The sequence below is a fragment of the Paenibacillus oralis genome (genome assembly GCF_003863965.1).
GTDB classification, from domain to species: Bacteria; Bacillota; Bacilli; order Paenibacillales; family Paenibacillaceae; genus Fontibacillus; species Fontibacillus oralis.
Map to the genome: position 1 here is coordinate 1,594,203 of NZ_RRCN01000001.1, position 23,558 is coordinate 1,617,760.

At 48.2% G+C, this 23,558-nt stretch carries 22 protein-coding genes, 2 pseudogenes, 1 riboswitch and 1 other annotated feature; of the genes and pseudogenes, 11 read left to right on the top strand and 13 right to left on the bottom strand.

The genetic code is table 11. The annotated features are described in order from the left end of the window. Positions 1-87 precede the first annotated feature (87 nt). Complete coding sequence (locus EHV15_RS07510; RefSeq protein ID WP_128630687.1) at positions 88-486, top strand: MerR family transcriptional regulator; 399 nt, start codon at positions 88-90, stop codon at positions 484-486. After that, complete coding sequence (locus EHV15_RS07515) at positions 486-1,247, top strand: SDR family oxidoreductase (protein ID WP_128630688.1); 762 nt, start codon at positions 486-488, stop codon at positions 1,245-1,247. Before EHV15_RS07510 ends, EHV15_RS07515 begins: the two co-directional genes overlap by 1 nt. A gap of 173 nt (positions 1,248-1,420) precedes the next feature. Here the strand turns inward: EHV15_RS07515 and EHV15_RS36380 are convergent, their stop codons facing one another. Next, entirely contained in the window at positions 1,421-1,594 is a 174-nt protein-coding gene (locus tag EHV15_RS36380) for a hypothetical protein (RefSeq protein WP_178075790.1), read from the bottom strand. 42 nt (positions 1,595-1,636) lie between these two features. After that, entirely contained in the window at positions 1,637-1,819 is a 183-nt protein-coding gene (locus EHV15_RS07520) for a hypothetical protein (RefSeq protein WP_128630689.1), read from the bottom strand. Positions 1,820-2,265: 446 nt separating this feature from the next. On the opposite strand from EHV15_RS07520, the gene EHV15_RS07525 reads away from it, so the two are divergent. Continuing rightward, positions 2,266-4,620 carry a glycoside hydrolase family 16 protein gene (locus tag EHV15_RS07525; protein ID WP_128630690.1) on the top strand — a complete coding sequence of 785 codons (2,355 nt, stop codon included), beginning with the start codon at positions 2,266-2,268 and terminating at the stop codon, positions 4,618-4,620. 68 nt (positions 4,621-4,688) lie between these two features. Here the strand turns inward: EHV15_RS07525 and EHV15_RS37210 are convergent. The 3 genes and pseudogenes from EHV15_RS37210 to EHV15_RS07540 form a co-directional block, all read right to left on the bottom strand. Next, positions 4,689-4,869: pseudogene (locus tag EHV15_RS37210) on the bottom strand (uracil-DNA glycosylase); the annotation flags it as partial. 440 nt (positions 4,870-5,309) lie between these two features. Next, complete coding sequence (locus tag EHV15_RS07535) at positions 5,310-5,744, bottom strand: SRPBCC family protein (RefSeq protein WP_128630691.1); 435 nt, start codon at positions 5,742-5,744, stop codon at positions 5,310-5,312. 1 nt (position 5,745) lies between these two features. Then, positions 5,746-6,246 (bottom strand): MerR family transcriptional regulator, encoded by a 501-nt coding sequence (locus EHV15_RS07540; protein ID WP_128630692.1) that lies wholly within the window; start codon positions 6,244-6,246, stop codon positions 5,746-5,748. A gap of 226 nt (positions 6,247-6,472) precedes the next feature. On the opposite strand from EHV15_RS07540, the gene EHV15_RS07545 reads away from it, so the two are divergent. The 4 genes from EHV15_RS07545 to EHV15_RS07560 are packed head-to-tail and all read left to right on the top strand — an operon-like array spanning position 6,473 to position 10,413. Then, entirely contained in the window at positions 6,473-7,549 is a 1,077-nt protein-coding gene (locus EHV15_RS07545) for an iron-siderophore ABC transporter substrate-binding protein (RefSeq protein WP_128630693.1), read from the top strand. After that, the gene (locus EHV15_RS07550; protein ID WP_128630694.1) at positions 7,542-8,582 is read left to right on the top strand and encodes a FecCD family ABC transporter permease; all 1,041 of its coding nucleotides are present in this window, start codon (positions 7,542-7,544) and stop codon (positions 8,580-8,582) included. The genes EHV15_RS07545 and EHV15_RS07550 overlap by 8 nt, the downstream gene beginning before the upstream one ends. Continuing rightward, positions 8,579-9,610 carry a FecCD family ABC transporter permease gene (locus tag EHV15_RS07555; RefSeq protein ID WP_128630695.1) on the top strand — a complete coding sequence of 344 codons (1,032 nt, stop codon included), beginning with the start codon at positions 8,579-8,581 and terminating at the stop codon, positions 9,608-9,610. Before EHV15_RS07550 ends, EHV15_RS07555 begins: the two co-directional genes overlap by 4 nt. Further along, positions 9,610-10,413 (top strand): ABC transporter ATP-binding protein, encoded by an 804-nt coding sequence (locus EHV15_RS07560; protein ID WP_128630696.1) that lies wholly within the window; start codon positions 9,610-9,612, stop codon positions 10,411-10,413. Before EHV15_RS07555 ends, EHV15_RS07560 begins: the two co-directional genes overlap by 1 nt. A gap of 118 nt (positions 10,414-10,531) precedes the next feature. Here the strand turns inward: EHV15_RS07560 and hprK are convergent, their stop codons facing one another. From hprK to EHV15_RS38240, 5 genes and pseudogenes are all read right to left on the bottom strand, one after another. Beyond that, positions 10,532-11,446 carry an HPr(Ser) kinase/phosphatase gene (gene hprK / locus EHV15_RS07565; RefSeq protein ID WP_128630697.1) on the bottom strand — a complete coding sequence of 305 codons (915 nt, stop codon included), beginning with the start codon at positions 11,444-11,446 and terminating at the stop codon, positions 10,532-10,534. Positions 11,447-11,487: 41 nt separating this feature from the next. Next, entirely contained in the window at positions 11,488-12,843 is a 1,356-nt protein-coding gene (locus EHV15_RS07570) for an amino acid permease (protein WP_128630698.1), read from the bottom strand. Positions 12,844-12,975: 132 nt separating this feature from the next. After that, a riboswitch (glycine riboswitch) is annotated at positions 12,976-13,055 on the bottom strand. A gap of 356 nt (positions 13,056-13,411) precedes the next feature. Next, on the bottom strand, positions 13,412-13,972 hold the full coding sequence (locus tag EHV15_RS07580; RefSeq protein WP_128630699.1) for a TetR/AcrR family transcriptional regulator: 561 nt from the start codon (positions 13,970-13,972) through the stop codon (positions 13,412-13,414). Positions 13,973-13,994: 22 nt separating this feature from the next. After that, on the bottom strand, positions 13,995-15,167 hold the full coding sequence (locus EHV15_RS07585) for an MFS transporter (RefSeq protein WP_128630700.1): 1,173 nt from the start codon (positions 15,165-15,167) through the stop codon (positions 13,995-13,997). A 93-nt stretch (positions 15,168-15,260) separates the two neighbouring features. After that, positions 15,261-15,405, bottom strand: a pseudogene (locus EHV15_RS38240) (alpha-isopropylmalate synthase regulatory domain-containing protein); the annotation flags it as partial. A 198-nt stretch (positions 15,406-15,603) separates the two neighbouring features. Here EHV15_RS38240 and EHV15_RS07590 point away from each other — a divergent pair. The 3 genes from EHV15_RS07590 (at position 15,604) to EHV15_RS07600 (ending at position 18,596) form a co-directional block, all read left to right on the top strand. Beyond that, positions 15,604-16,299, top strand: a complete 696-nt coding sequence (locus EHV15_RS07590) for a response regulator transcription factor (protein WP_128630701.1) — start codon at positions 15,604-15,606, stop codon at positions 16,297-16,299. After that, entirely contained in the window at positions 16,286-17,320 is a 1,035-nt protein-coding gene (locus tag EHV15_RS07595; protein ID WP_128630702.1) for a HAMP domain-containing sensor histidine kinase, read from the top strand. Before EHV15_RS07590 ends, EHV15_RS07595 begins: the two co-directional genes overlap by 14 nt. A 169-nt stretch (positions 17,321-17,489) precedes the next feature. Beyond that, the gene (locus EHV15_RS07600; RefSeq protein ID WP_128630703.1) at positions 17,490-18,596 is read left to right on the top strand and encodes a nuclear transport factor 2 family protein; all 1,107 of its coding nucleotides are present in this window, start codon (positions 17,490-17,492) and stop codon (positions 18,594-18,596) included. 112 nt (positions 18,597-18,708) lie between these two features. Here EHV15_RS07600 and EHV15_RS07605 read toward each other — a convergent pair whose 3' ends face one another. From EHV15_RS07605 to EHV15_RS07615, 3 genes are all read right to left on the bottom strand, one after another. Beyond that, positions 18,709-19,488, bottom strand: coding sequence for a TerC family protein (locus EHV15_RS07605; RefSeq protein WP_128630704.1), 780 nt, complete (start codon positions 19,486-19,488; stop codon positions 18,709-18,711). A gap of 208 nt (positions 19,489-19,696) precedes the next feature. Next, positions 19,697-21,367 carry a 2-isopropylmalate synthase gene (gene leuA / locus EHV15_RS07610; RefSeq protein WP_128630705.1) on the bottom strand — a complete coding sequence of 557 codons (1,671 nt, stop codon included), beginning with the start codon at positions 21,365-21,367 and terminating at the stop codon, positions 19,697-19,699. Positions 21,368-21,444: 77 nt separating this feature from the next. Continuing rightward, positions 21,445-21,932, bottom strand: a binding site (T-box leader). Between the two features lie 70 nt (positions 21,933-22,002). Next, on the bottom strand, positions 22,003-22,923 hold the full coding sequence (locus tag EHV15_RS07615; RefSeq protein WP_128630706.1) for an alpha/beta hydrolase family protein: 921 nt from the start codon (positions 22,921-22,923) through the stop codon (positions 22,003-22,005). Positions 22,924-23,075: 152 nt separating this feature from the next. On the opposite strand from EHV15_RS07615, the gene EHV15_RS07620 reads away from it, so the two are divergent. Further along, entirely contained in the window at positions 23,076-23,531 is a 456-nt protein-coding gene (locus EHV15_RS07620) for a MarR family winged helix-turn-helix transcriptional regulator (protein ID WP_128630707.1), read from the top strand. Positions 23,532-23,558: the final 27 nt, after the last annotated feature.

Below are 23,558 nucleotides of genomic sequence, written 5' to 3' on the forward strand. Positions count from 1 at the left end.
TCTCAAAATATCATGTGTTGACTTAAACCATGGTTTAAGTCGTATCCTATTCCTGTCGGCAATGAGATCAAATTTGGAGGTCTCCAGATGAAGTATTATTCCATTAGCGAAGTTTCAGCCAAGTTCAATATTCCGGAATCGACGTTGCGTTATTATGAAAAAAAGGGACTGCTCCCGCTGATCGAGCGCGATGAAGCGGGCAGGCGGTTATTTTCGGAAGATCAAATGACGCTCCTTAAAATCGTTACTTATTTAAAAAACACGCACATGTCCATACGCGGCATCAAGCAGTATATTGCGTGGGTAGTAGAAGGAGATCGGACCACCGAACTCCGGCTGGAAATGTTGAAAAATCACAAGCAAGCGGTGCTGGCTGAAATTTCGTTGATGACCAAAGCCTTAGAAGGAATTGACGTAAAAATTTCCCGTTATGCAAAACGTATTCAGGAAAGCAATAAAAATAATAATAGAGAAGAGGCGCTATAATGAAACTTTCAGGAAATACCATACTTATTACAGGCGGAAGTACCGGAATAGGATTGGCTTTTGCAGAGCGTTTTATTAAAGCCGGGAATACGGTTATTGTTTGCGGACGGCGTGAAGATGCCCTTGAAAATGCGAAAGAAAAGTTCCCTAGCCTTATTACTCATGTATGTGATTTGAATATGGAATCCGAGCGCGTTGCATTGTTTGATTGGGTGACTGCGAACTATCCGGAAGTGAATGTGTTGGTCAACAATGCAGGGATTCAACAACGGTTTAATGTATTAACAGTGGATGCGAAGAACGATTGGAGTTATTTCAACAAAGAAATCACAACCAACATGGAGGCGCCTTTCCACCTCTCTATGCTGTTCGCTCCGTTTTTTACGGCAAAAGAAGCGGCGGCGATCATCAACGTGACGTCCGGGCTGGCTTTTACCCCGTTTGTGATTGCTCCGATTTATTCGGCAACCAAAGCGGCGCTGCATTCATTTACAATGAGTTTAAGACACCAACTTTCCGATACCTCTGTAGAAGTCATTGAAGTTGCTCCTCCAGCAGTAAATACAGATCTAGGCGGAGCGGGGCTGCATGTACAAGGAGAACCATTGGACGCCTTTACGGATGGAATTTTCAAAGGATTGGAAGAGGGCAAACAGGAAATTGGCTATGGTACTTCTGTGAATCGGTTGCGCATGTCGCGGGATGAAATCGACGAGTACACAGAAAAGATGTACACGGCCACGAAGAACATGATTGAATAACTACTCGTGCCTCCAGGCACGTTCCGTCTGCGTATTACCAATGTAGGTGCAGGGCCGGCAGCCGTACAAGGAGTTATTTTAGTATTTTAATGGTTTTAAAAAAGCCGGGTCACCATAGCGGACTGCTATAGGATCCGGCTTTTTGTAAAGTTACCGCTCATTCATAGTAATAATTACATGAACATATTTCTTCTTTCTTGTTCAGGCAAAACTACTTTAACAATTGTGCGTTGAATCGCTTTTACTTTGTTAGTAGCCTTGTTTCTTGATTTGTTCTTATTTTTGTTTCTAGAAATCCCCTTTGCTTTGCTTGCCGGCGAAAGAATGGATTTTCTATATCTAGCCATAACAATTCAGCACTCCCTTCTGTTTGATCTAATGTGGAATAATCACCAACAATTGTGTTTCTCGATGTTTCTTTCTTCACCAGGCACAACTACTTTAACAATTGTACGTTGAATGACTTTTGCTTTGTTAGCTGCAATGTTTTTGGATTTGTTCTTATTTTTGTTTCTAGAAATTCCTTTAGCTTTGCTTGCAGGCGAAAGAATGGAACGTTTAGATCTAGCCATAATATACGATACCTCCCTTCTGCTTAATCTAGTACAGAATATGAAAATTTCGGCAGATAGCTTGTATTTAAATCTATAGAACTAAAAATAGTCAGACCATCCGATAGAGGCCTCATGAAATGACGTTCATACCGAACGAAGCCGAAGCCGATATTTTGACCCTATTAGCTTTTTTATTTGACTAACGACGCCAATTTACCAACATTAACGAGAATGCAATGTTCACTATGTATACGGCGGTGACATAGGAAGCGGGCAATATCACTGGGCGGCATATAAATCTATGAATTAGGCGGTTCGAACCCGAAAAAATGGGACTCGACCAAAAAAATAGCACCTATTCATCGGATGCTCATATTCGATAGAATAAAGATGTACTATAATGTTAGTATTTTCCTGTCTGTGCATAGGATAGGAGAAACCACTATGATTAAGGGAGGGTATTCATGAAACAAAAAATTTTGAGTTTGTTCCTGGCGATAGTTATGGTGGCTAGCGTCAGCCTGCTATCAACTTCGCAGGTTCAGGCCGCTGAAGCTGCAGGAACCACCATTACCGCGATGGATTATTTTTCAGCGGCAGACGGACCTGTCATCACAAAATCAGGGGTTGGACAAGCCAGTTACGGATTTGTGATGCCTAAATTCAATGGAGGCTCCGCCACATGGAATGAGGTTGTCCAAGACTTGGGGGTCAATGTGAAAGTGGGCGGCAACTGGGTCGATATTGACAGTGTCGGCAGCTTTGTCTACAACCAAAACTGGGGCCACTGGAGCGACAGCGGCTTTAACGGCTATTGGTTCATCCTTTCGGCAACGACGGAGATTCAGCTGTACTCCAAAGCGAATGGAGTTACGCTTGATTACACACTGGTCTTTCAAAACATCAACAAAACAACCATTACGGCGATGACACCTACTCAAGGGCCGGAGATCACAGCGGGAGTTACGGGCGGTGCCGGCTTTACTTATCCGGTTTTCAACAATGATCCGGCGATCCCCTTTTCAGCTGTGGCTGATGACTTGAAGGTATATGTAAAACCTGTAAACCGCAGCGAATGGATCGATATTGACAACAATGCGGCCAGCGGCTGGATCTACGATAAAAACTTCGGCCATTTCACCGATGGAGGCGGCGGCTACTGGTTTAACGTCACAGAGTCGATCAACGTCAAATTAGAATCGAAAACCTCTCTGGTTAACGTTGTTTATACCATCATCTTTAATGAACCCGTAAGAAATTCATATGTCATTACTCCTTATGATGGAACGACCTTTACGGCCAATGAAAGCGGTGCGATCGGTGTGCCGCTGCCTAAAATTGACGGAAACGCGCCAATAGCCGATGAGCTTGGAAATTTCGTGTACCAGATTAACATCAATGGGCAATGGATAAATTTGGGGGATTCCGGTCAAAGCGGATTTGCATACTCCGCCAATGGTTACAACAACATGTCCTCTGCCAATCAGTGGGGATATTGGGTCGACCACATCTACGGGCTGTGGTTCCAGCCCATCCAGGAAGATATGCAGATCCGTATCGGCTATCCATTAAATGGGCAGGCGGGCGGAAATATCGGGGATAATTTCGTCTACTATACCTTTATTGGAAACCCGAACGCTCCCCGTCCGGATGTACCTGATGGTGAGGATATTCCTGTCGGAACGCCAAGCAACCCGGCCATTGAGGGGATGGAGCTCATCTGGCAGGATGAATTTAACCAAACCGGGCTGGATACGAGCAAATGGAACTATGAACTCGGTTATTTTCTCAATGACGATCCCGGTACCTGGGGTTGGGGCAATGCGGAACTGCAGCACTATACAAATAGCGCGCAAAATGTATTTGTCCAAGATGGAAAATTAAATATCCGGGCCTTGAACGAGCCAAAATCCTTCCCGCAGGATCCAAGCCGGTATGCACAATACTCCTCCGGTAAGATTAACACCAAAGATCATTTTTCGCTCAAATACGGCAGAGTGGATTTTCGTGCCAAGCTGCCTACAGGGAATGGCATCTGGCCCGCATTCTGGATGCTTCCGCAAGATAATGTCTACGGCTCGTGGGCCGCATCCGGTGAAATTGATGTTATGGAAGCGAGAGGACGTTTGCCCGGCACGTCTAGCGGCGCTATACACTTTGGCGGACAATGGCCGGCGAACACCCATGTCTCCGGTGAATATCACTTCCCGGAAGGGCAAACCATTGCCAATGATTTTCATGTATATTCCGTAGTCTGGGAAGAGGACAACATTAAATGGTATGTGGACGGCAAATTCTTCTTTAAAGCTACCCGGGATCAATGGTATTCCACAGCTGCGCCGAACAATCCGAACGCGCCTTTCGATCAGCCGTTCTACCTGATTATGAATCTGGCGATCGGCGGGAACTTTGACGGCGGTATTACTCCGAATCCCGGCGATATCCCGGCAACGTTGCAGGTAGATTATGTGCGTGTTTACAAAGATAACGGCGGCGGCCAGCAGAACCCTGAAGAACCGACGCCCCCCTCCACGATCGTCATCGGCGATGAGGTGAAGGGCTTGAAGAAAACAGGCGATAACTTGGTGTTCTATGTAAACGGCGCAACCTTTGCCGATTTGCACTACAAGGTCAATAACGGCGTACAGCTAAACGTAGCCATGACCGGGGCGGGGAACGGCAACTATACCTACGCGGTCAATAACCTGAAACAAGGGGATACCGTCGAGTACTTCTTTACCTATAACCCCGGGCAAGGAGCATTGGATACCCCTTGGCAAACTTATGTCCATGGGGTAACGCAAGGAACTCCGGAGTAAACCGGGTAATAGTAGAGTATTGCCTCACGCAAGCGAGAGGGAAGATATATGACTTCCCTCTCGCTTTTCTGCAGATGGGGCAGACATGCCGCTCTGGCCTCAGGTTTATTGTAAGCGCATCGGCCGGCATTTCAGTAAATAAGTGACATAAACCGAGTTTGCCTCTATCCCCGCTTCCCACATGCCCAGTTGGAGGGTTTCCCGGGTACCGTACAAAAACGAGTCCCCCTCCCGGTCCTCCCGGGCTCCTTTTATTGCCTGTTAACTGCGGCAGAAACTCCAGCGTCACATAAGGGTAAAAAATGTCGTTAACTCGGCGGTATCCGTCCGTTTGAGAGAAATAGAGGTAATTTAGGTCGCTATTCCCTCTCGTCGCAAGGAAATGCCCACGTTCTGAACCATCCACAGGAAAATAAGTACAAAAAATTCCACTAACGGGGATGAACATGCCTGGTTCCAGATAATAAGAACATAAAGTTCCGCTATTTTGAAGGACGACAAATGCCTTTATTCTAAAGGACGCCCCTTGGTTTGCTCCAACAGACCTTCCAGCCGATCCAAGTTTTGTTCATTGCCCTCGGTGCAGTATTTCTTAGTCTTCGAACTCCGCCGTCTTCATAAATAGCTGGCGAAAAATAACTCTTGTTCGGCCGCCCAGCTCCTCGAAGGTTGCCGTCATGGACTCCCCCCTATTCAAGTGTTTTGCCAAGGGCATCAAGCATCTCATTTGTGCCATGCTCGCGTATTTCCGGCGTATCGTGCCCGTCGAAAAAGGCCCCTTGCTCGGTGAAGACCAGCTTCGTGCCGCCCTCGACCGGGATAAGCTCGACTGTTGTGAGCGAAACGGAGATACGTACATCATCCGAATCCAAGGTGTAGCTATAGACGATGCGCTGCTCCGGTACAATCTCTTGGTAGCAAGCATCAAAAGTAAAGACGGGCCCCTCCGGCGGACCTCCGCTGCTGTATTCGCGTCCTCCGACACGGAATTCGAAAGTATCGGCTTTTGAAAACCACTTTGCTTTGGCGGCCGGATCGGCCCAAGCTTGGTAGACCTTCGCAGGCGATGCGGCATAAGTCTTTTCGACGACGAAGGTGGCGTGTTTAACAAATCGTTCGGTCATGTTAGTCCTCCTTAGATTTCGGTTTTTTCTCTTCCCCGGCAAGAAAATCGCCCAGTAAATCCAGACGGTGCTCCCAGCTCATCCGGCGCTCGACGACCAGCTTCTCATGGCTCTTTTTCATCGCTTGCAAGAGTTTCGTGAAGTCTTCAACCGCTAAGGGCGCCTTCCCCTGCATCGATTTGGATACATGATAAAGCTGATCAAGGAGCATTTGCTGCTGTTTGATTTGTTCTTTAATTCGGGCCATTTGCAGGTTGACAATTTCCAACGGGCTGATCTGTTCGTCGTTTAGGACGGACCTGACCTCCTCCAGAGACAAGCCCAATTCCTTAAGCGATAAAATCTGCTGCAGGCGTGACAGGTCGGATTCATTGTACAGCCTGTGACCGGACTCCGTCTGCCCCGATGGCGAGAACAAGCCGATCTGATCGTAATATCGCAAAGTCCGCACGGTGAGTCCCGCTAGTTTGGCAAGATCCCCCACCTTCCAATGTCGTTTCATAGAAACTCCTTCGTTAGCGCTAACTGTTTACCGGTAGCTTAAGTATAAAAGATGACGTTACGTAAGGTGCAAGCAAAAAATAAAAAATAACAAAGCAATTAAAAGATAAGCACTTACAAATTTTTCATTGACAACCCGGCAATGGGACAGTATATTGACTTTGATAATCATTATCAACTATCCGCGCTATTTAAAAATACAGTTCATGATAAGAAAGGGTATACCAATGAATGCAAAACGAAAAGCCTCATTAGGAACATTGCTTATTCCGGTTGTGCTTATAATCGCGCTGGTTGGTTGTTCAGGCCAGCAATCAAGTTCAACATCTGCACCAACTTCGGCTGAAACGCCTAAAACAGAAACACCCGCTTCGCAAGATGCGAATTCTGAATATCCAATCGTGATCAAGCATGCTTTTGGCGAAAGTGTCATTGAAAGCAAACCTGAACGGGTAGTTACCATTCAATGGGCGAATCATGATGTTGCCCTCGCTCTCGGTGTTGTTCCTGTAGGCTTCTCGGCGGCGAATTTCGGCGTTCAGGATGGCAGCGGACTTTTGCCTTGGACCGCGGAAAAACTCAAGGAACTTGGCGTAAGCGATCCTAATGTTTTTCAGGATACGGACGGCCTTGATTTTGAGGCGATTTCCGATGCGGACCCGGATGTCATTCTTGCCGCTTACTCCGGTATAACTCAGGAAGACTACGATCTTCTTAGTCAAATCGCTCCGGTTGTGGCCTATCCGACCGCTCCTTGGTCGACCACATGGCGTGAGCAGGTCCTGTTGAATGCGGAAGGCATGGGCATGAAAGCGGAAGGGGAACAACTTATCAAGGACACCGAGGATATGGTTAACGAAAAACTAAGCCAATATCCTCAAATTAAAGGCAAAAAAGTGGTTTGGGTTAACTTCTCCGCAGAAGATTTGTCGCAATTGCATATTTATACGCCTGTAGACTCTCGCGTCGCTTTCTTGTATGAACTGGGCATGGTTTATCCTGAAAGTGTTACGAAACAGATTACGGACCCTAATAGCTACTCTTTGAATTTAAGTGCTGAGAATGTCGAGGCCCTTTACGATGCCGATCTCATCGTTGGATATGGGAATAACGAATTGTTGAAGACGCTCCAAGCCGATTCACTACTTGGCAAAATCCCTGCGATCAAGAGAGGTTCTGTTGCATTTATCGACAGCGATACCCCTTTAGTGGCTGCCGGAACTCCAAACCCGCTTTCGATAGCTTATACCATTGATGAATATCTGGCTTTAATAGGAGGAGCTATTGATAAGATCAATGAATAGTTCTTCGGTTTCAAAAAACAAACAGCCAAGCTTGCATATGCCGAAGCACTTTACGACGGTTCTGGTGATTTGTATAGTCTTGCTTGGCGTGTGCGTAGTTGCATCTCTGGTCTTTGGCTCTCGGATGGTAAAGTTTAATGAACTGATAGAAGGTTTATTTCATCAAGACGTACAATCCTTCGGGGCTAACGTGGTTCGCAAAAGAATTTCCCGAACCGTGTTCAGTTTGTTTTGCGGTGCGGCGCTTGGCGTTTCCGGAGCGCTGATGCAATCGGTCACCCGTAACCCGATTGCCGACCCGAGTATACTGGGAGTGAACACAGGCGCGTCCTTGTTTGTGGTTTGCGGTATTGCATTTTTGAATATAAGCACCGCAAACCAATATATATGGCTAGCTTTAGTTGGAGCTGCGATTACTGCAGTGTTCGTATTTGGAATCGGCTCTATGGGGCGTGGCGGCGCCACGCCCATTAAGCTTGTTTTGGCCGGAGCCGCCACAAGCGCCGCGCTTTCTTCTCTGGTCACCGCCATCATGATTCCGCGCTCCTATGTTATGGATCAATTCCGGTTTTGGCAAGTGGGCAGCGTCGGCTCGGCAACCTGGAGCGCTATGGCTACGTTCACCCCGTTTCTGATCGTTGGCTTACTGATCGCCGTAATGACTGCACCAGCGCTAAATGCGCTGGCATTGGGGGACGATGCCGCGACCGGACTGGGCGTTCGCACAGGATTACTGCGGTTTGTTGCAGCTTTTGCAGGTGTTGTTCTATGCGGGGCGGCTACGGCCCTCGCAGGCCCGATTGGTTTTATCGGGCTTTTGGCCACGCACGTCATACGTCTCATGCTTGGGCCCGACCTGCGTTTGGTTATCCCCATGTCGGCTATTGCAGGAGCAATCATTTTGACGTTAGCGGATGTATGCGGCAGGCTCATCGGCAGCCCGGGAGAGCTTGAAGTCGGTGTAGTTACAGCGTTTATAGGAGCTCCAATCCTAATCATATTAGCGATGAGATCGAAAGTGCGTTCATTATGAAAAATGAAACTATAGAGTTTATCATGGCGGGCCGACGTCAAAGACGCCGCCGGTGGATACTGATCACCGGCTTCCTTGCAGTACTTGCATGCGTGCTTTGCTGCGCTATGCTGTTACTGGGAAACACCATTTATCCGGTTCAAGATGTCATCCGGGCGCTTTCGGGCGAGCCGCTTAAAGGCGTGTCTTTTGCGGTGAATACCCTACGTCTACCGAGAATGCTGGCAGGTCTTTTCGCCGGATTTGCTTTTGGTGTTGCCGGATACGTCTTCCAGACTATGCTGCGCAACCCCCTTGCGAACCCGAATGTCATCGGCATTACCTCCGGCTCGAGTGCGGCGGCTGTTTTTTGCATCACCATACTTCATTCAAACAGAGCGGTGGTTTCCGTTGCTTCGGTGATTGCCGGTCTTGCTACAGTTATCATCATTTATATATTATCCAGGGGGAAGTCATTTGCGGTCGGGCGGTTAATCCTCGTCGGAATCGGCATACAGGCCATGCTTGACGCCCTGATATCCTACCTGCTGCTGGCTGGTGCGCAACAAGATATTCCCGCAGCCCTCAGATGGCTTAGCGGCAGCCTGAACGGTTCGCAAATGCACGAACTTCCGCCTCTTGTCCTAACGGTATTGATCTTTACGCCTATCGTTATCGTGCTGGGAAAACATCTAAGTCTATTGGAACTTGGAGAACAATCGGCTACTTCGCTTGGAGTGAACACGGACAAGACCAGAATGGCGCTTATTTTGAGTTCAGTCTGCATGATTGCGCTTGCTACCGCTACCACGGGCCCCATCGCTTTTGTCTCCTTCCTTTCGGGACCGATCGCGAAAAGACTGGCCGGAGCCGGCTTCTCGAACGTCATTCCAGCGGGTCTTGTCGGCGTTAATTTGGTTTTGGCGGCAGATTTAATCGGACAGTTTGCTTTCGAGTACAGATTCCCTGTGGGCATCATGACCGGAATACTCGGAGCGCCGTATCTCATCTTCCTGCTCATCCGAATGAATCGAAAGGGAGAACTATAATGAAACCGACACATCTTTTTCAAGCTGAACAGCTCGTAGCCGGCTATGATCATAAGACGATTATCCAAGGAGTAGACCTTGTTATCCCCAGTCATAAAATAAGCGTTATTATCGGAGCCAATGGCTGCGGAAAGTCTACGCTCCTGAAAACCCTGGCAAGGCTGTTAAAGCCTACGTCGGGCAAAATCACGATAGACGGCAAGCCCATCGGCAAAATGCCGCCAAAACAGCTGGCGCGCGTGATCGGGCTGCTGCCGCAATCCCCTATCGTTCCGGAGGGCATTTCTGTAGCGGATTTGGTTGGACGGGGAAGGTTCCCGCACCAATCATTGTTCGGCGGATGGACTAAAAAGGATTATGAGGCCGTTGCTGAAGCGATGCGAATTATGGACATAACGGAGTTTGCGAATCACAATATTGACGAGCTTTCAGGCGGTCAACGGCAGCGCGTCTGGATTGCCATGGCTCTGGCGCAACAAACCGACATTTTATTTCTCGATGAACCGACAACCTTTTTAGATATCACCTATCAAGTCGAAATTCTTGACCTGCTCACAGACCTTAACCGAAAACATGGAACTACGATTGTCATGGTTCTACATGATATCAACTTGTCCGCGCGTTATGCAGACCATATTTTTGCGCTTCATCAAGGAAAGCTCGTGGCTGAAGGTGAGCCGTCACAAGTGATTACAACCACATTGGTCAAAGACATTTTCGGGCTCGACTGCACGGTGATCAAAGACCCCATTTCGGGCTCCCCGTTGGTGGTACCCAAAGGGCGGTATCATGGTAATGAATAGAGGCGGCCGATCTCGGGTGACAACATAAAGGGAAAAAAGGGCGCTATTTCAGCCGATATCCCCATGTTGCGTGAAATAAAGGAATTTTATGGATCTATTCTCACGATTTGGTGGCCACTTACTGCATTTTGTTCTCGATCCGCTGCATGAACTCTTCGGCGGCACTGTAGCCGAACTGCTTGAGATACCAATTGTTGGCCGCCGCCTCAATCAGACCGGCCACATCCCGCCCCGGCTGGAGCTGGACTTCGATATGCGGAATCTTGACGCCTAGATATTCCGTGAACTGAGGTTCCAGTTCCAGCTCATTATTCAGAGCGTCTTCCCTCCATGGAGCCAATTCAATGTCGAGTACAATTCGCGTCTCATCCTGAAAAGCCCTGCGCCCATATTGGCGTACGACATTAATCAGGCCGATGCTGCGCAGCGCGAGGAATTCGCGCGTGGTTTCATTATGCGTTCCAAGCAAAGTGGCCGGGCCCAGCTTCTTCAACACCACAATATCGTCCGCAACGAACCGGTGGCCCCTTCTGATGAGCGTGTGGGCGGTTTCGCTTTTGCCAATCCCGGATTTACCGCGGAGCAGGACGCCTATGCCCGATACATTCACACATACCCCATGGATCGAGATCTCCGGGGCAAGTGCCTTGACCAGATAGCTGTCCAGCTTGGCGATAAACTCCGTTGTCGTCTCCTCGGTCCTTAGCAGCGGAATCCCCTCCTGATCGCAGAACAAGGTCAAATACGGGATCTCCTGCTGTCCTGACGTCACAATAAAGCACGGCGGATGATATTTGACGATGTTGCCGATATGCAGCTTGCGTTCTTCTACGGTTAATGTCAATAGATAGTTAACTTCCTTACGGCCAAGCACTTGCACCCGTTCCATCGGAAAAAAATCAAAATACCCCACGAACTCCAACCCAGGTCTGTGCGCCCGTGGACGGGTAATCACGCGATCCATACGCCCCGCCCCAGCAAGCACTTCCATATGAAACTTTTCCGCAAGACTTTGCACCGTGATCGTCTTCATATTGTTCTCCCCAATTATTAATGATTCTGGAATAACACTGTTTATGATGATTTACCCGCTTTTCTTCTATTCGAATAATACAAAACAAATAGCAGAATAAACCATAGTGGTGTCAATAATAAGGCCAAGCGTGTTTCTTTGGCAACCAGCATAATTACAAGAATTATAGCAAACAACGTTAAAACTGCATAATTAATAAAGGGGGTGAACGGTGCTTTAAATTTCGATTTTGCCTGCAACTGCGGCTGTGTCTTCTTATATTTTATATGACAAACGAGAACCACACCCCAAACCCAAATAAAACAAATGGCACTGATGGTGGTCACGATACCAAACGCCTGCTCCGGAATAAGCTTGCTCAAAAGAGCTCCCCCGGACAGGACAAGCGTAGAGATCAACAGCCCGTTTCTGGGCACATGGTTTTTATTCAGCTTGGCAAAATGGGATGAAGCCTGACGATTCTTGCTCAAATTGTATAAAATTCGACTTGTTGAGAACATCCCGCTGTTACAAGCGGAAGCGGCTGAAGTTAATACGACAAAGTTAATAATTCCCGCGGCAATCGGAATCCCGACCAAACTAAACGTTTTAACAAAAGGGCTCTCTGCCGGACTTAGTTCCGTCCAGGGGTTAATGCACAATAGGGCAATAATGGCGCCAACGTAGAAAAATAAAATTCGAAGAGGAATTTTATTAATCGCCGAGGGGATATTTTTTTCCGGATTGGATGTTTCCGCGGCCGATACCCCCACTAACTCTACACCAACAAAGGCAAACACAACCATTTGGAAGGAAAGCAAGAAACCCGGAACTCCGTTTGGAAATATGCCGCCATGTCCCCAAATATTACGAACCGTGACCATTCCTGCATCCGTTTTGAATCCTATGACCAGCAGGACAACCCCAATGGCAATTAACGCGAGAATCGTCACTACCTTAATTAACGCAAACCAAAACTCCAATTCGCCAAAATTTTTTACAGTTAACAGATTGAGTCCTAATAAAATGATTAAGCAGATGATTTCAGGCACCCATTGCGGGATATCAAACCAATATTGTACATATACCCCAACCGCGATCACATCGGCCATAGCCGTCATGATCCAGCAAAACCAATAGGTCCATCCGGTTACAAAAGCGGCACGCGGTCCAAGATAATCTTCGGCAATATCCGTAAAAGATTGATAACCTGTTTTAGACAACAGGAGTTCCCCTAGCGCCCTCATCACAAAAAATATGGCGATTCCCACGATGAAATAAGCAAAGATAATGGACGGACCCGCCAGTTGAATGGCTTTGCCTGATCCCAAAAACAATCCGGTACCAATGGTACCGCCAATGGCGATGAGTTGAACATGCCGATTTTCTAAATCTCTCTTCAATTCTTGTTGTGCCAAGCCTAGCTCCCCCTTAATCAATTAAATTCAAGCACGTGAAAAGATGAACAATGATTAACGCCAATAAAAAAAGAGACTGGATGCGCTCCAATCTCCTGGTCATAAGAATAATAAATATAACAAATAAATATTTAATACTCTTCTGTCCTTTTGCCTGAGATTGTGAACCCTTCGGCGCCGTGGAATTCCGCGGTCTCTCCAGAAGCTGCTCCTGCTATAGTACGATCCATAGCCATCATAGCTTGCTAGTTATTCAATTATTGATAACAACTACAACGATTTAAATATTTTTCAATACTACTCGCTGTGAAATATTTTGTCAATGAGATAATCTTTGCCATTCGCCCGGGCTTTACTTATAGAACTCACCTTATAACGATATTTATATTTCCACCTGATCGGCTTGGCCCTGGAAATGTTTAAGGTGCACAGTTACCTATGTCAGGCCTGGCGGTGCCTCGAAGGTCGATCTGGTTCGCTTTCCTCCGCTTTGGCTAGTCGTCCCGCTGGCCGCTTCTTGCAAAAATGATAAAACATTTCCATGTTTCATCAGCAATACAACGCTCAGCTAAGCATGCCGAACTCCATCGAGAAATACTTTCCAGGCAATCGCCAGTGTGCGTTCATAAGATTGGCGTGTCTCGTAGACTAACTGCACATCAAGTCCGTCCAGCAGGGTAACGAAAGCTACCGCACATTCTTCCGGCGATGACTGTCCAGCCTCGTTAAACACTGCAGTCAGCTCTGCTTTTAACACAGCAAGGTATTTCCTGTATTGAGACAAAATAAAGTCGTTAACTTCAAGCGGCGTGATAAACGAAAACATAAACATTAAGTTTACGTGGGGGTGCGTCAAAAAGCGGTTCTTATGCTCAATAAGGAAGGCATACAGCCGACCTTCCCAGGATAATCCGCCACCAGTTTGAAAATAATGACGTACAAATTCGATTTCATTCCGAACCGCTTCTTCATACAACTCCAGCAGCAACTCCTTCTTGCTCGAAAAATGATAAGAAAGCGACTGCTTCCGGATGCCCGTCTCTTCGGCGATTTGCGCCATTCGGGTGCCTTCGTACCCGTAACGGTTAAAGTGCTGAATCGCAATTTCTTTAATTTTCTCTCTAATCAACTCTTTCCCCCCATAGGGTGGATTAGCCCCTCTTTTTTCTCATATAACCAGCATACAGAAGCAAGTATACGGCCATGATAGCTATAACTATATAATACACCACTTCGTAGGAGAATGCCGAAGCAACCAATCCCAGTAGCATGGCCCCTCCTCCTATTCCTAGGTCAAAGAAATTTAAAAAGGATGCCATAGCGTTTTCGTGTTCATACTCGCCAACCAGGTTGATGCACCAGGTTTGAATCGCCGGAAAGACTGCACCAAACCCTAAGCCGTACACGACCGCCGAAAAGAGAAACATCACGTCGCTTCCTGCCAATGTCAAAAGCCAGATGCCGGCGCCGATGAACACGGCCGAAGGTACGAGTACAAAACCCGGACCGAGCCGATCGAATATCTTGCCGGACACGAGACGGACCGCAAAGCTGGCGAAGGCGACAATGAAGAAGAACCAAGCTACCGTAGTAAATCCTTTTTCGGCAGCATACAAAGCAATAAACGACATAATTGAACCGGCTGCAACGCCTACCAGCATAATGAGCAGCGCAGGAAAAAGCACTCTTTTCTCGATCAGCTTAAAGGGCACTTCCGTATGCTCAGCCGCATCAGGAACCTGAGGCTTACGGGAGACGAACGCCGCCATTAGAAGGGCCAAAAGCAGAATGAACATGCCGCTGAAGAATAGACCGTGAAAGTCATGCTTCACCAGCACACTCATCCCGATCAGCGGTCCAACCGAGACGGCCACCGTCTCCCCCACTCCAAAATAGCCCATTCCTTCTCCGCGGCGTTCCTTTGGAATGTTCTCCGCCGCCAGCGTAGCGAAGTAAGTCGTTGCCAAACCAAAACCCAATCCATGGATAATCCGAAATATCAAAATCATCGCCGTACCTGACGAAAGGTAGTATGCGCCTGTCGTTCCCGCGCAGATGGCCACCCCGATCAGCAACAAATACTTTTTATCAATACGCGCTGCCAGTTTCGCCGTAAACGGCCGAATCAGAATGGCCGAAAACATGAAGACCCCCGTTACCAGTCCAATTTGCGAAGCCCCGCCGCCCAGATGCGAAACAAACAGCGGCAGCGTGGGGAGCATCATTTCGAACACCATGAACAAAAGGGCGTTCGCAGCCATTATAAAAAGAAAAGATCTCCCCCATAATGATGCCTTGCTGGCAACTATCACTTTCGTTTCCATACTTACCTCCAAGATTCAATTTCGAGTACGGAAACATTTTATCTGACCTACGTCAGTTTGTAAAGAATCTCATCTAATCTCTGCTGACCAGACTTAAACCAGGGTATTGCGGCTAAATCGGTTCACGGCGCTAAACAGAGCTTTTACGGATGAGGTCATTATAATCAACGTCTATGCCGCAACCCCAATATACGCAGCCGTCCGAAGCCGTGATCCTGATATAAGAGACGGCTTGTGATGGTTATCCCGCAAATCATACGAGGGACTTATCAGTTTAGGTAGTGCAAAATGCGGTATAATAAAATGCGGACAAATATACCCCAAGCGTTTAAAACCATAGCTCACAAATCATCACATTCATTGATGATTTACTCTATTTACTTTCGTTCAACCCTTCGCAGATATACTTTATACTAACTCTGAAAGGAGGGAATGTATGATTACAATTCTTATCGTTGAAGATGACCAGATGGTGCGTCTTTTGACGAAAGCGAAACTCAGCCCATTATATAAAATCAAAGAAGCTGCTGATGGCCAAGAAGCGTTAGAAGTTCTCGATCGCGAACATATGGATCTGCTCGTGGTGGATATTCAAATGCCGAACATGAACGGTTATGAACTGGTGCGCACCCTGCGGGATGCCGGCGATATGACGCCTGTCATCATGCTGACGGCCATGAACACCTTTTCCCACAAAAAGGATGGATTTGCCTCGGGCGTGGATGATTACATGACAAAGCCCATCGACTATGAGGAACTTAATTGGCGTATTGAGGCCCTGCTGCGGCGAGCACAGATTGCCAACGAAAAGCGTATTGTGATCGGCGGCTTCTCCATGGATCAGAACACCTTTTCCGCTCAATATAACGAAGAAACAATTCCGCTGACAAACAAGGAATTTGACCTGCTGTACAAGTTTCTCTCCTATCCCAATGTCGTGTTCACCAAACAGCAGTTGATGGACGAGATTTGGGGTTACGATTCCGAGACAGAGTACGATACCATCAAAACCTACATCAGCCGTCTGCGCAACAAGTTTTCGATGTGCAAAGAATTCGAGTTGATATCCATTCGGGGACTTGGATATAAAGCGGTCATCCATAAGATGGGAGGCGGCCATGAAACAGTATAAACTAGACGCAACCTTTAAGCTGGTTCAATTCCGGTGGGTTTTTGTTGCAGACGCAATCGTAGTTGTCGGCGCAGTGATGGCCTACGGGCTTATCGCTACATACTGGCTGGGCATGACCAGGGATAACGCTCTTTCCATGCTGGCTATCATCCCGCTTATGATTATTGCTGTCGGTTTGGGAACATTTTTTACGCTACGATCCGTCCGCCGGAAAATGGGTGATCTGTTGATTGGAATAAAAGAAGTATCCGACGGCAATCTGGAGGTGCGGTTAGACAGCAGAAAGGCGGAAGAATATGCACCCATCTATGATGGGTTTAATCGCATGACGGCAGAACTGAAAAACACGAAGGCAGAGATGCAAAACTTTGTCAACGAGTTTTCCCATGAATTCAAAACGCCGATTACTTCAATCTCCGGATTTGCCCAATACCTTATTGACACAGGAGATGGCATTGAGAGCCCGGAACGGATTCAGTATCTTCGGGTCATTGCCGATGAATCCCTTCGTTTGTCCACATTGTCGCAGAACACGCTTCTGCTTTCCAAGGTCGAAGCCTGCGAAATCATCACCGAAAAAGAAGCATACGATTTATCCGAGCAAATAAAACGGTGTGCAATCCTGCTGCTTCCGAAAGTCGAACAGAAGAAGGTTGAGCTGGAGCTGGATGTAGACGATATATCTTATGTGGGCAATGCGGAACTGATGGAACAGGTATGGATCAACCTGCTTAGCAACGCCATCAAATTCACCCCTGAACACGGGGAAATCAAAATTTCCGCCAAATGCACATCAGATCAGCTTACGCTTAAATTTTCCGACAGCGGTGTGGGCATGGACGAAGAAACCGCCGCGCATATCTTTGAGAAATATTATCAGCACGACACGACCTCCGCTGTGCGGGGCAACGGCATTGGACTTTCCATTGTTTTCCGCATCATTTCCCTGTGTGGCGGTGAAATTTGCGTGGAAAGTAAACCTCAAGAGGGTAGCACCTTTATTATCACACTACCCGTCTAACGTATGAAATACAATAGAATGCGCAAATCGGACTTCGGTTCGGTTTGCGCTTCTTTTTTGCTTTCATATTATTTATGATTTCTTTTTACCTTCGCTCAACCTTCACCCATTAAGATATGCTCATAACACAGCAATCCTAACAACGATAACACGGAAGGAGATTGAGAACATGAAAAAGAATATGAAAAAGATGTTGATGGCGAGCATGACAGCCTTGGCCATCGGGGTGATTGCTGCGGGGTGTGGAGCCAATACGGATTCAGGCCTTGCCGAAGATGCAGCAAATTCCAGCCCGGTTGAACCCGTAGTCAGTATTTCTGATTCCTACGATAACACGGAAGAACTTGCGGCTATTTTCCCAATCATCAATCCCACCCCCATCGACACGGAAATGGAAAAGAATATTCAGAATAGACTGCTGAACGGGTTTGAAAACTGGAACAGAGGCTATGATGCCTGGGAAGCCTGGGGCGACATTCTGTACACCGAAGATTCCCTATATAACGTCCACGGCGTGAAACTCACCTTGAAGGAATATCAGTCTTCCATGAATGCGACGCTGCAGTCCAGCGATATTCAGATGGGCAACTTCAATAATATGATCATCTGTGGCGACTGGGCTGCAATTCGATATGACATTACAACGACCGACCGACAGACCAAAAAATCTTCGGACGGAAGCGTGATGGAGTTTGTCCACTTCAAGGACTATGGAGATGAACTGGGCACTCGGGTTGTGGAAGGCTGGGCCGGAACAAAGGGCGCAGATTTTGACGGTTTGACAAGTTTCCAGACCGACGATGCGAAAGCGGCACAGCAGGCTGCATTGGATGCCATCGTCAATGCGACGATCCCTGTTACAACGGATCTTGAAGCCAAGTATCCTGTTACCCATCCCACGCCGATTGATACCGATATGGCCAAGAAAATTCAGAACGCCATATTGAACGATTTTGAAAACTGGAATCAGGGCTTCGATGCTTGGACGGTATGGGCAGATACCTATTATGACAGCAACCTGCAGTATCATACGAATGACGACACCATGACCCTCGAGGAATACAAGGCTTCCGTAAAGAACACTGCTGAATCGACCGATGTAAAGCGTATTAGCTTTGATAATATGCTAATCAGCGGAGATTGGGCAGCCATTCATTACAGAATCACCAATCAGGACGCAACGACCGGCGAGAAGACTGCCGGTGACGTGATGCAGTTCCTGCACTTCGCGGAGGACGGCGACAGCGTAAAAGTGATTGAGTGCTGGACGAAATAAGCCCATGTAGCAGATTGATGTATATTTCAACTTTGCGGGTAGGGTTTAAGACAAGAGAAAAGCCGTAGGACTTAAAATCCTACGGTAACTCTTAAAACTGAAAACATCCTTATTACTGCGGGGCATTATCTGCCTTAGACGGTTTGTTGCCGGGTGCAAACCACCCGACAAGGGCTATCGCCACCAAGACAATATAGAAAACAAGGGTCCAGCCCGTGCTATGAGGAAAATGAGGATCCAATACCCCGATATCCTCATGGGCAAGCGTTATTACGGCAAGCTTTACCCCGACCCAGGCAACGATCGCATAAGCCGTCGTCTCAAGCGCCGGCCGCTGGGCCAGCAGTTTTACAAACCAAGTAGCTGCAAATTTAATTAAGACCAGGCCCGCAATTCCGCCGAGCAATACGACTATAAATTGCCCCGCGTCCATCCCCCCGAAATCGCCAAGCGGCGAGTCCGGCAGCCCTAGCGCAAGCGCCACCGCAGCCAAGATGGAATCGATCGCAAAAGCAAGGTCTGCCAGCGCAATTTTTCCTACTGTAGGCCAAAAACCTTTCCCTGCCGACTCTTGTTTCGTGTCCTTGTGCACATCCTCATTCTTCTTGCCGAACCGCGCTTGGATGATGTGCTTTAAGCCCAAGTATAGGAGATAAGCCGCGCCAATCGCCTGCACCTGCCAGACGTTAGCAATAAAGGAAATCGCAAATAACGCGGCAAAACGAAAGACAAAGGCCATCATGATCCCATAGTTGATCGCTCGTTTCTTCTGTGCGTCCGGCAGGTGCTTCGCGATGACCGCAAGCACGAGCGCATTGTCGGCCGACAACAATCCTTCCAAACCGATAAGAATGAGTAGTGCCCACGCATACTCCAACCACATTAACTCCATCTCCCCTTTGTAAGATAAGTTTTATCAACCGACAAAGCCATACGTAAATAATATTGACTTGTACAGCAATGGGTATACGAGATGTTATACGAAATAACCCCCCGATGGAGTTCCATTTTTTTATAAGCCTTCGAATGAACAGTAAAAGCGGCACATGCCTTTAGCCGTACGGATGATCATCCGTACGGCTAAAATCGGTTGATTAGACTTATACCAGGGTATTACTGCTAAATCGATTCACGGCGCTAAACAGGGCTTTCACGGAGGAGGTCATAATATCAACGTCAATGCCGCAACCCCAATATACGCTGCCGTCGGCAGCCGTGATGCCGATATAAGAGACCGCTTGGGATTTAGAGCCTGTTTCCAGAGCGTGCTCCGTATAGATCAAATCGGTATAGTTCAGTCCAAGCTCAGTTTGCAGAGCATTGCTGATCGCATCGAGTCTTCCGTTTCCGGTGCCTGCAATTTCCTTGATTTCATGGCCGGCCCGGATCGTGACGATGGTTTGAAAATCTTCATTGTCCGTAATGCCGTATTTGACAAACTCGACTGGCGTTTTTATGTTCACATATTCCTGCAAGAAAATATCGTAGATTTCATCGGGCATCAGTTCCTTTTGCTGCTGATCCGATACGTTTTTGACGAAGTAACCGAAGTTTTCGCGCATTTTCGCCGGGAGATCGAGTCCGTACTTCAGCTGCAGCACGTATCCGATCCCGCCTTTGCCGGACTGGCTGTTGATGCGGATAATATCGCCTTCGTACTCCCTGCCGATATCCTTGGGATCAATGAGCAGATAAGGGACCGACCAATGCCGGGGTTCTTTTTCCTCGCGCCATTTCATCCCTTTAGCAATCGCATCCTGATGCGAGCCGGAGAAAGCGGTGAACACCAGCTCGCCTCCGTACGGATGTCTTTCGCTGACTCTCATTTTGGTCAGCCGTTCATAAACGGAGGCAATCGCCGGGAGATTCTCAAAATTCAATTTCGGGTCCACCCCGTGGGAATACATGTTCAGAGCCAGCGTCACAATGTCCACGTTCCCTGTTCTCTCCCCGTTTCCGAACAAAGTGCCTTCGACGCGCTGGGCGCCGGCCAGCATCCCCAACTCGGCATCAGCCACACCCGTTCCCCTGTCGTTATGCGGATGGAGCGACAAGATCACATGCTCCCGGAATTTCAGGTGATTGCTCATATACTCGATCTGACTGGCATAGACGTGAGGCATCGACATCGATACCGTTGCGGGTAGATTGATAATGACCGGGTTCTCCGCCGTCGGCTGCCATACGTCGAGGACGCTGTTGCAGATGTCCAGCGCAAATTCGATCTCTGTCCCCGTAAAACTCTCGGGAGAATACTGAAACTGGAAGTTCCCTTCCGTTTCCTCCGCGCACTGCTGGAGCAGCTTGGCGCCATTTACGGCGATGTCGATAATTTCCTGTTTGGATTTGCGGAATACCTGTTCCCGCTGCGCCACGGAAGTTGAGTTGTATAAATGGACTACGGCTTTTTTGGCGCCTTTCAGCGATTCGAACGTTTTACGGATAATATGCTCCCTTGATTGGGTAAGCACTTGGATTGTTACATCGTCCGGGATCAAATCCTGCTCGATCAATGTGCGCAAAAAGGTGAACTCCGTCTCCGATGCCGCAGGAAATCCGACTTCGATCTCCTTGAAACCGATATCTACAAGCATTTTGAAGTATTCCAGCTTTTCCTCCAAATTCATCGGAACGATTAAGGCCTGATTCCCGTCGCGAAGGTCGACGCTGCACCAAATCGGCGCCTCTGTAATGTATTCCTTCTTGGTCCAATTCAAGCTCATCTCCGGCGGCATAAAATAGCCTCTGGCGTACTTTTCAACATTTCTCATAGATATCCTTCCTTTCATCAATTTTCGTGCTTATCTAACCAAGATCGGATGCGCAAAAAAAGCCTTTCATCTCCATTAACAGAGACGAAAGACTTTGACATCTTACGCGGTACCACTCCGAATTCATGCCACCCTTTGGCATGCCCTCTACGAATACGGGTTTGCCAAAACGGACAAACCTGGCATCCTCCTGATGATAACGGTCAGGCTCCGGCTCCGCCTACTTAAAGAGGTTGTTCAAAAAGTCGTCTTTTGATCACGAAGTGAATCAAGAAGTAACTCGGCATCGAATCTTGAATTCAGCCGGGCCAAGCATATGCTTCCGAAGAATGTTTCCTACGGAAACATTTCAGTTGCTCACGTACCCAAAACGTACGCTCCGCTACTCAGTCCCTAGCTTCATCCAACCTTCTCGGTGCTGAAAAGCCAACCTTTTGAACTCGCACTTTTAGGGTTCAGCGAGCAACTCCAAGGCGAGTTCCGATTTCCCCCACGGCTGTTTCACACCATCCAACAGCTCTCTGTTCGCTCGGAAAACCGTACTATTCCTTCTCAACGTATTTTAAATATTAGAATTAATGTTATATCAGCAAAACGATGATGTCAATTATAATCTGATACCATTCCTCAGTCCCTTACTTGGACTCGATGCGGCCCAGCGGATGGGCGCTCTCTTCCAGAGCCGCGCGAGCTGCCGGCCAGCTGGAATCGTCGAGATCGAGCGCGTTGCGGAGATAAGCCCACGTGAGCCGCTGGATCAGGGCGACTCGTTCGGGGTTCTCGTCCGTCGTTTCCGTAACGTTGTACCCGGGAATTCCGCCAAGCGAGTGCTCGGCCCCGAAGAGGGTAAGCAAGCTCTTGCTGCCCGGGCTCAGGAAGTACGGGTCGGCGAACCAGTCCGGCCCCCGAGTGGACAGCTGGGACTGGTCATGGTCCCCCGCGACCACGAGGGCCGGCGTGTTCATGTCCGCGAAGCTCGGATTCATGAAGGGGAAGTGCTCGGCCGCGAACGGAGTCAAGTCGGCTCCCCCCTTGCCGGTTGTGGCAAGCAACACGCCTGCCTTGATCCGCGAATCGGACATGTCCTCTCCCGGTTCGCCATGGGCATCGAGGACTCGCGCGCCGAGCAGCATGCTTGCTGTCTGGCCGCCCCAGGAGTGTCCGGCAACGGCGATGCGGCTTCGATCGAGGCGCCCGCTGAGACCGGGAACGGAAGCTTCAATGAGATCAAGCTGGTCGAGGATGCGTTTCATGCCCTCAACCCGGAAACGCCAGATCAGCGGTGTACGGGGATCGTCAGGAGAAAGGTTTAGCGTCCTCGAGTCGAGATGGGTGGGCTGAATGACCACGAAGCCGTGAGCAGCCCAGAAGTCGACCAACGGGCTGTAACCGTCCAACGACCAGCCAAAACCGTGCGAGAAAACAATAATAGGCAATTCGCTTCCAATCGAAGGCGCGGACACTCGCACTTGCAGATCCTCACCGCGGCCCGGAGCCGATAGCACTACCGGTTTTACCGAGACGACTGGAGTGGGTGCACTAACTTTGATATCCATAATAAATGTTCCTTTCTTTACGAGAGATTGGCTAAACCGTTTCTGAAAGAAGCGGTCAAGCAAACTTTGCAATACAGCTTCTGGTTGACATATCAACCAAGGCCTACTGTATCATGTTGTGGTTGACGTGTCAACCGTGATATTATGTTCCTATGGATAAAAACGAGCTGAACGAAGAGGAAATGCGAATATGGCATATGTGGAAAGGCACCTTTCAGAGCATCTTCGGCCGCGTTGTCAAAGAGATGTCCGAGCACACAGGACTATCAGAGGCTGATTACGGGGTATTGGACCGGTTAGCCCTTTTGGGGAACGGCAGCCTTCGCCAACAGGAATTGGCCGACTCAATGGACTGGGATAAGAGCCGATTGTCACACCATCTGACGCGGATGGAAAAACGCGGACTTGTGATGAGAAAACCAATAGACACGGATCGCGGTGTTCAAGTCAGCATCACTTCCGCCGGACAATCAGCGCTGGATGATGCCCGGCCCATAGTCGCAAAGGCAATACGCAAACATTTCCTTGATCGATTAACCGATCAAGACATTACGTTGATTACTAAGCTGGCGCAAAGTACAAAAACAGGGCCTTCAGCGTCTTCATGAATCAGTTTCAGCAGTTGTTCGTGATTT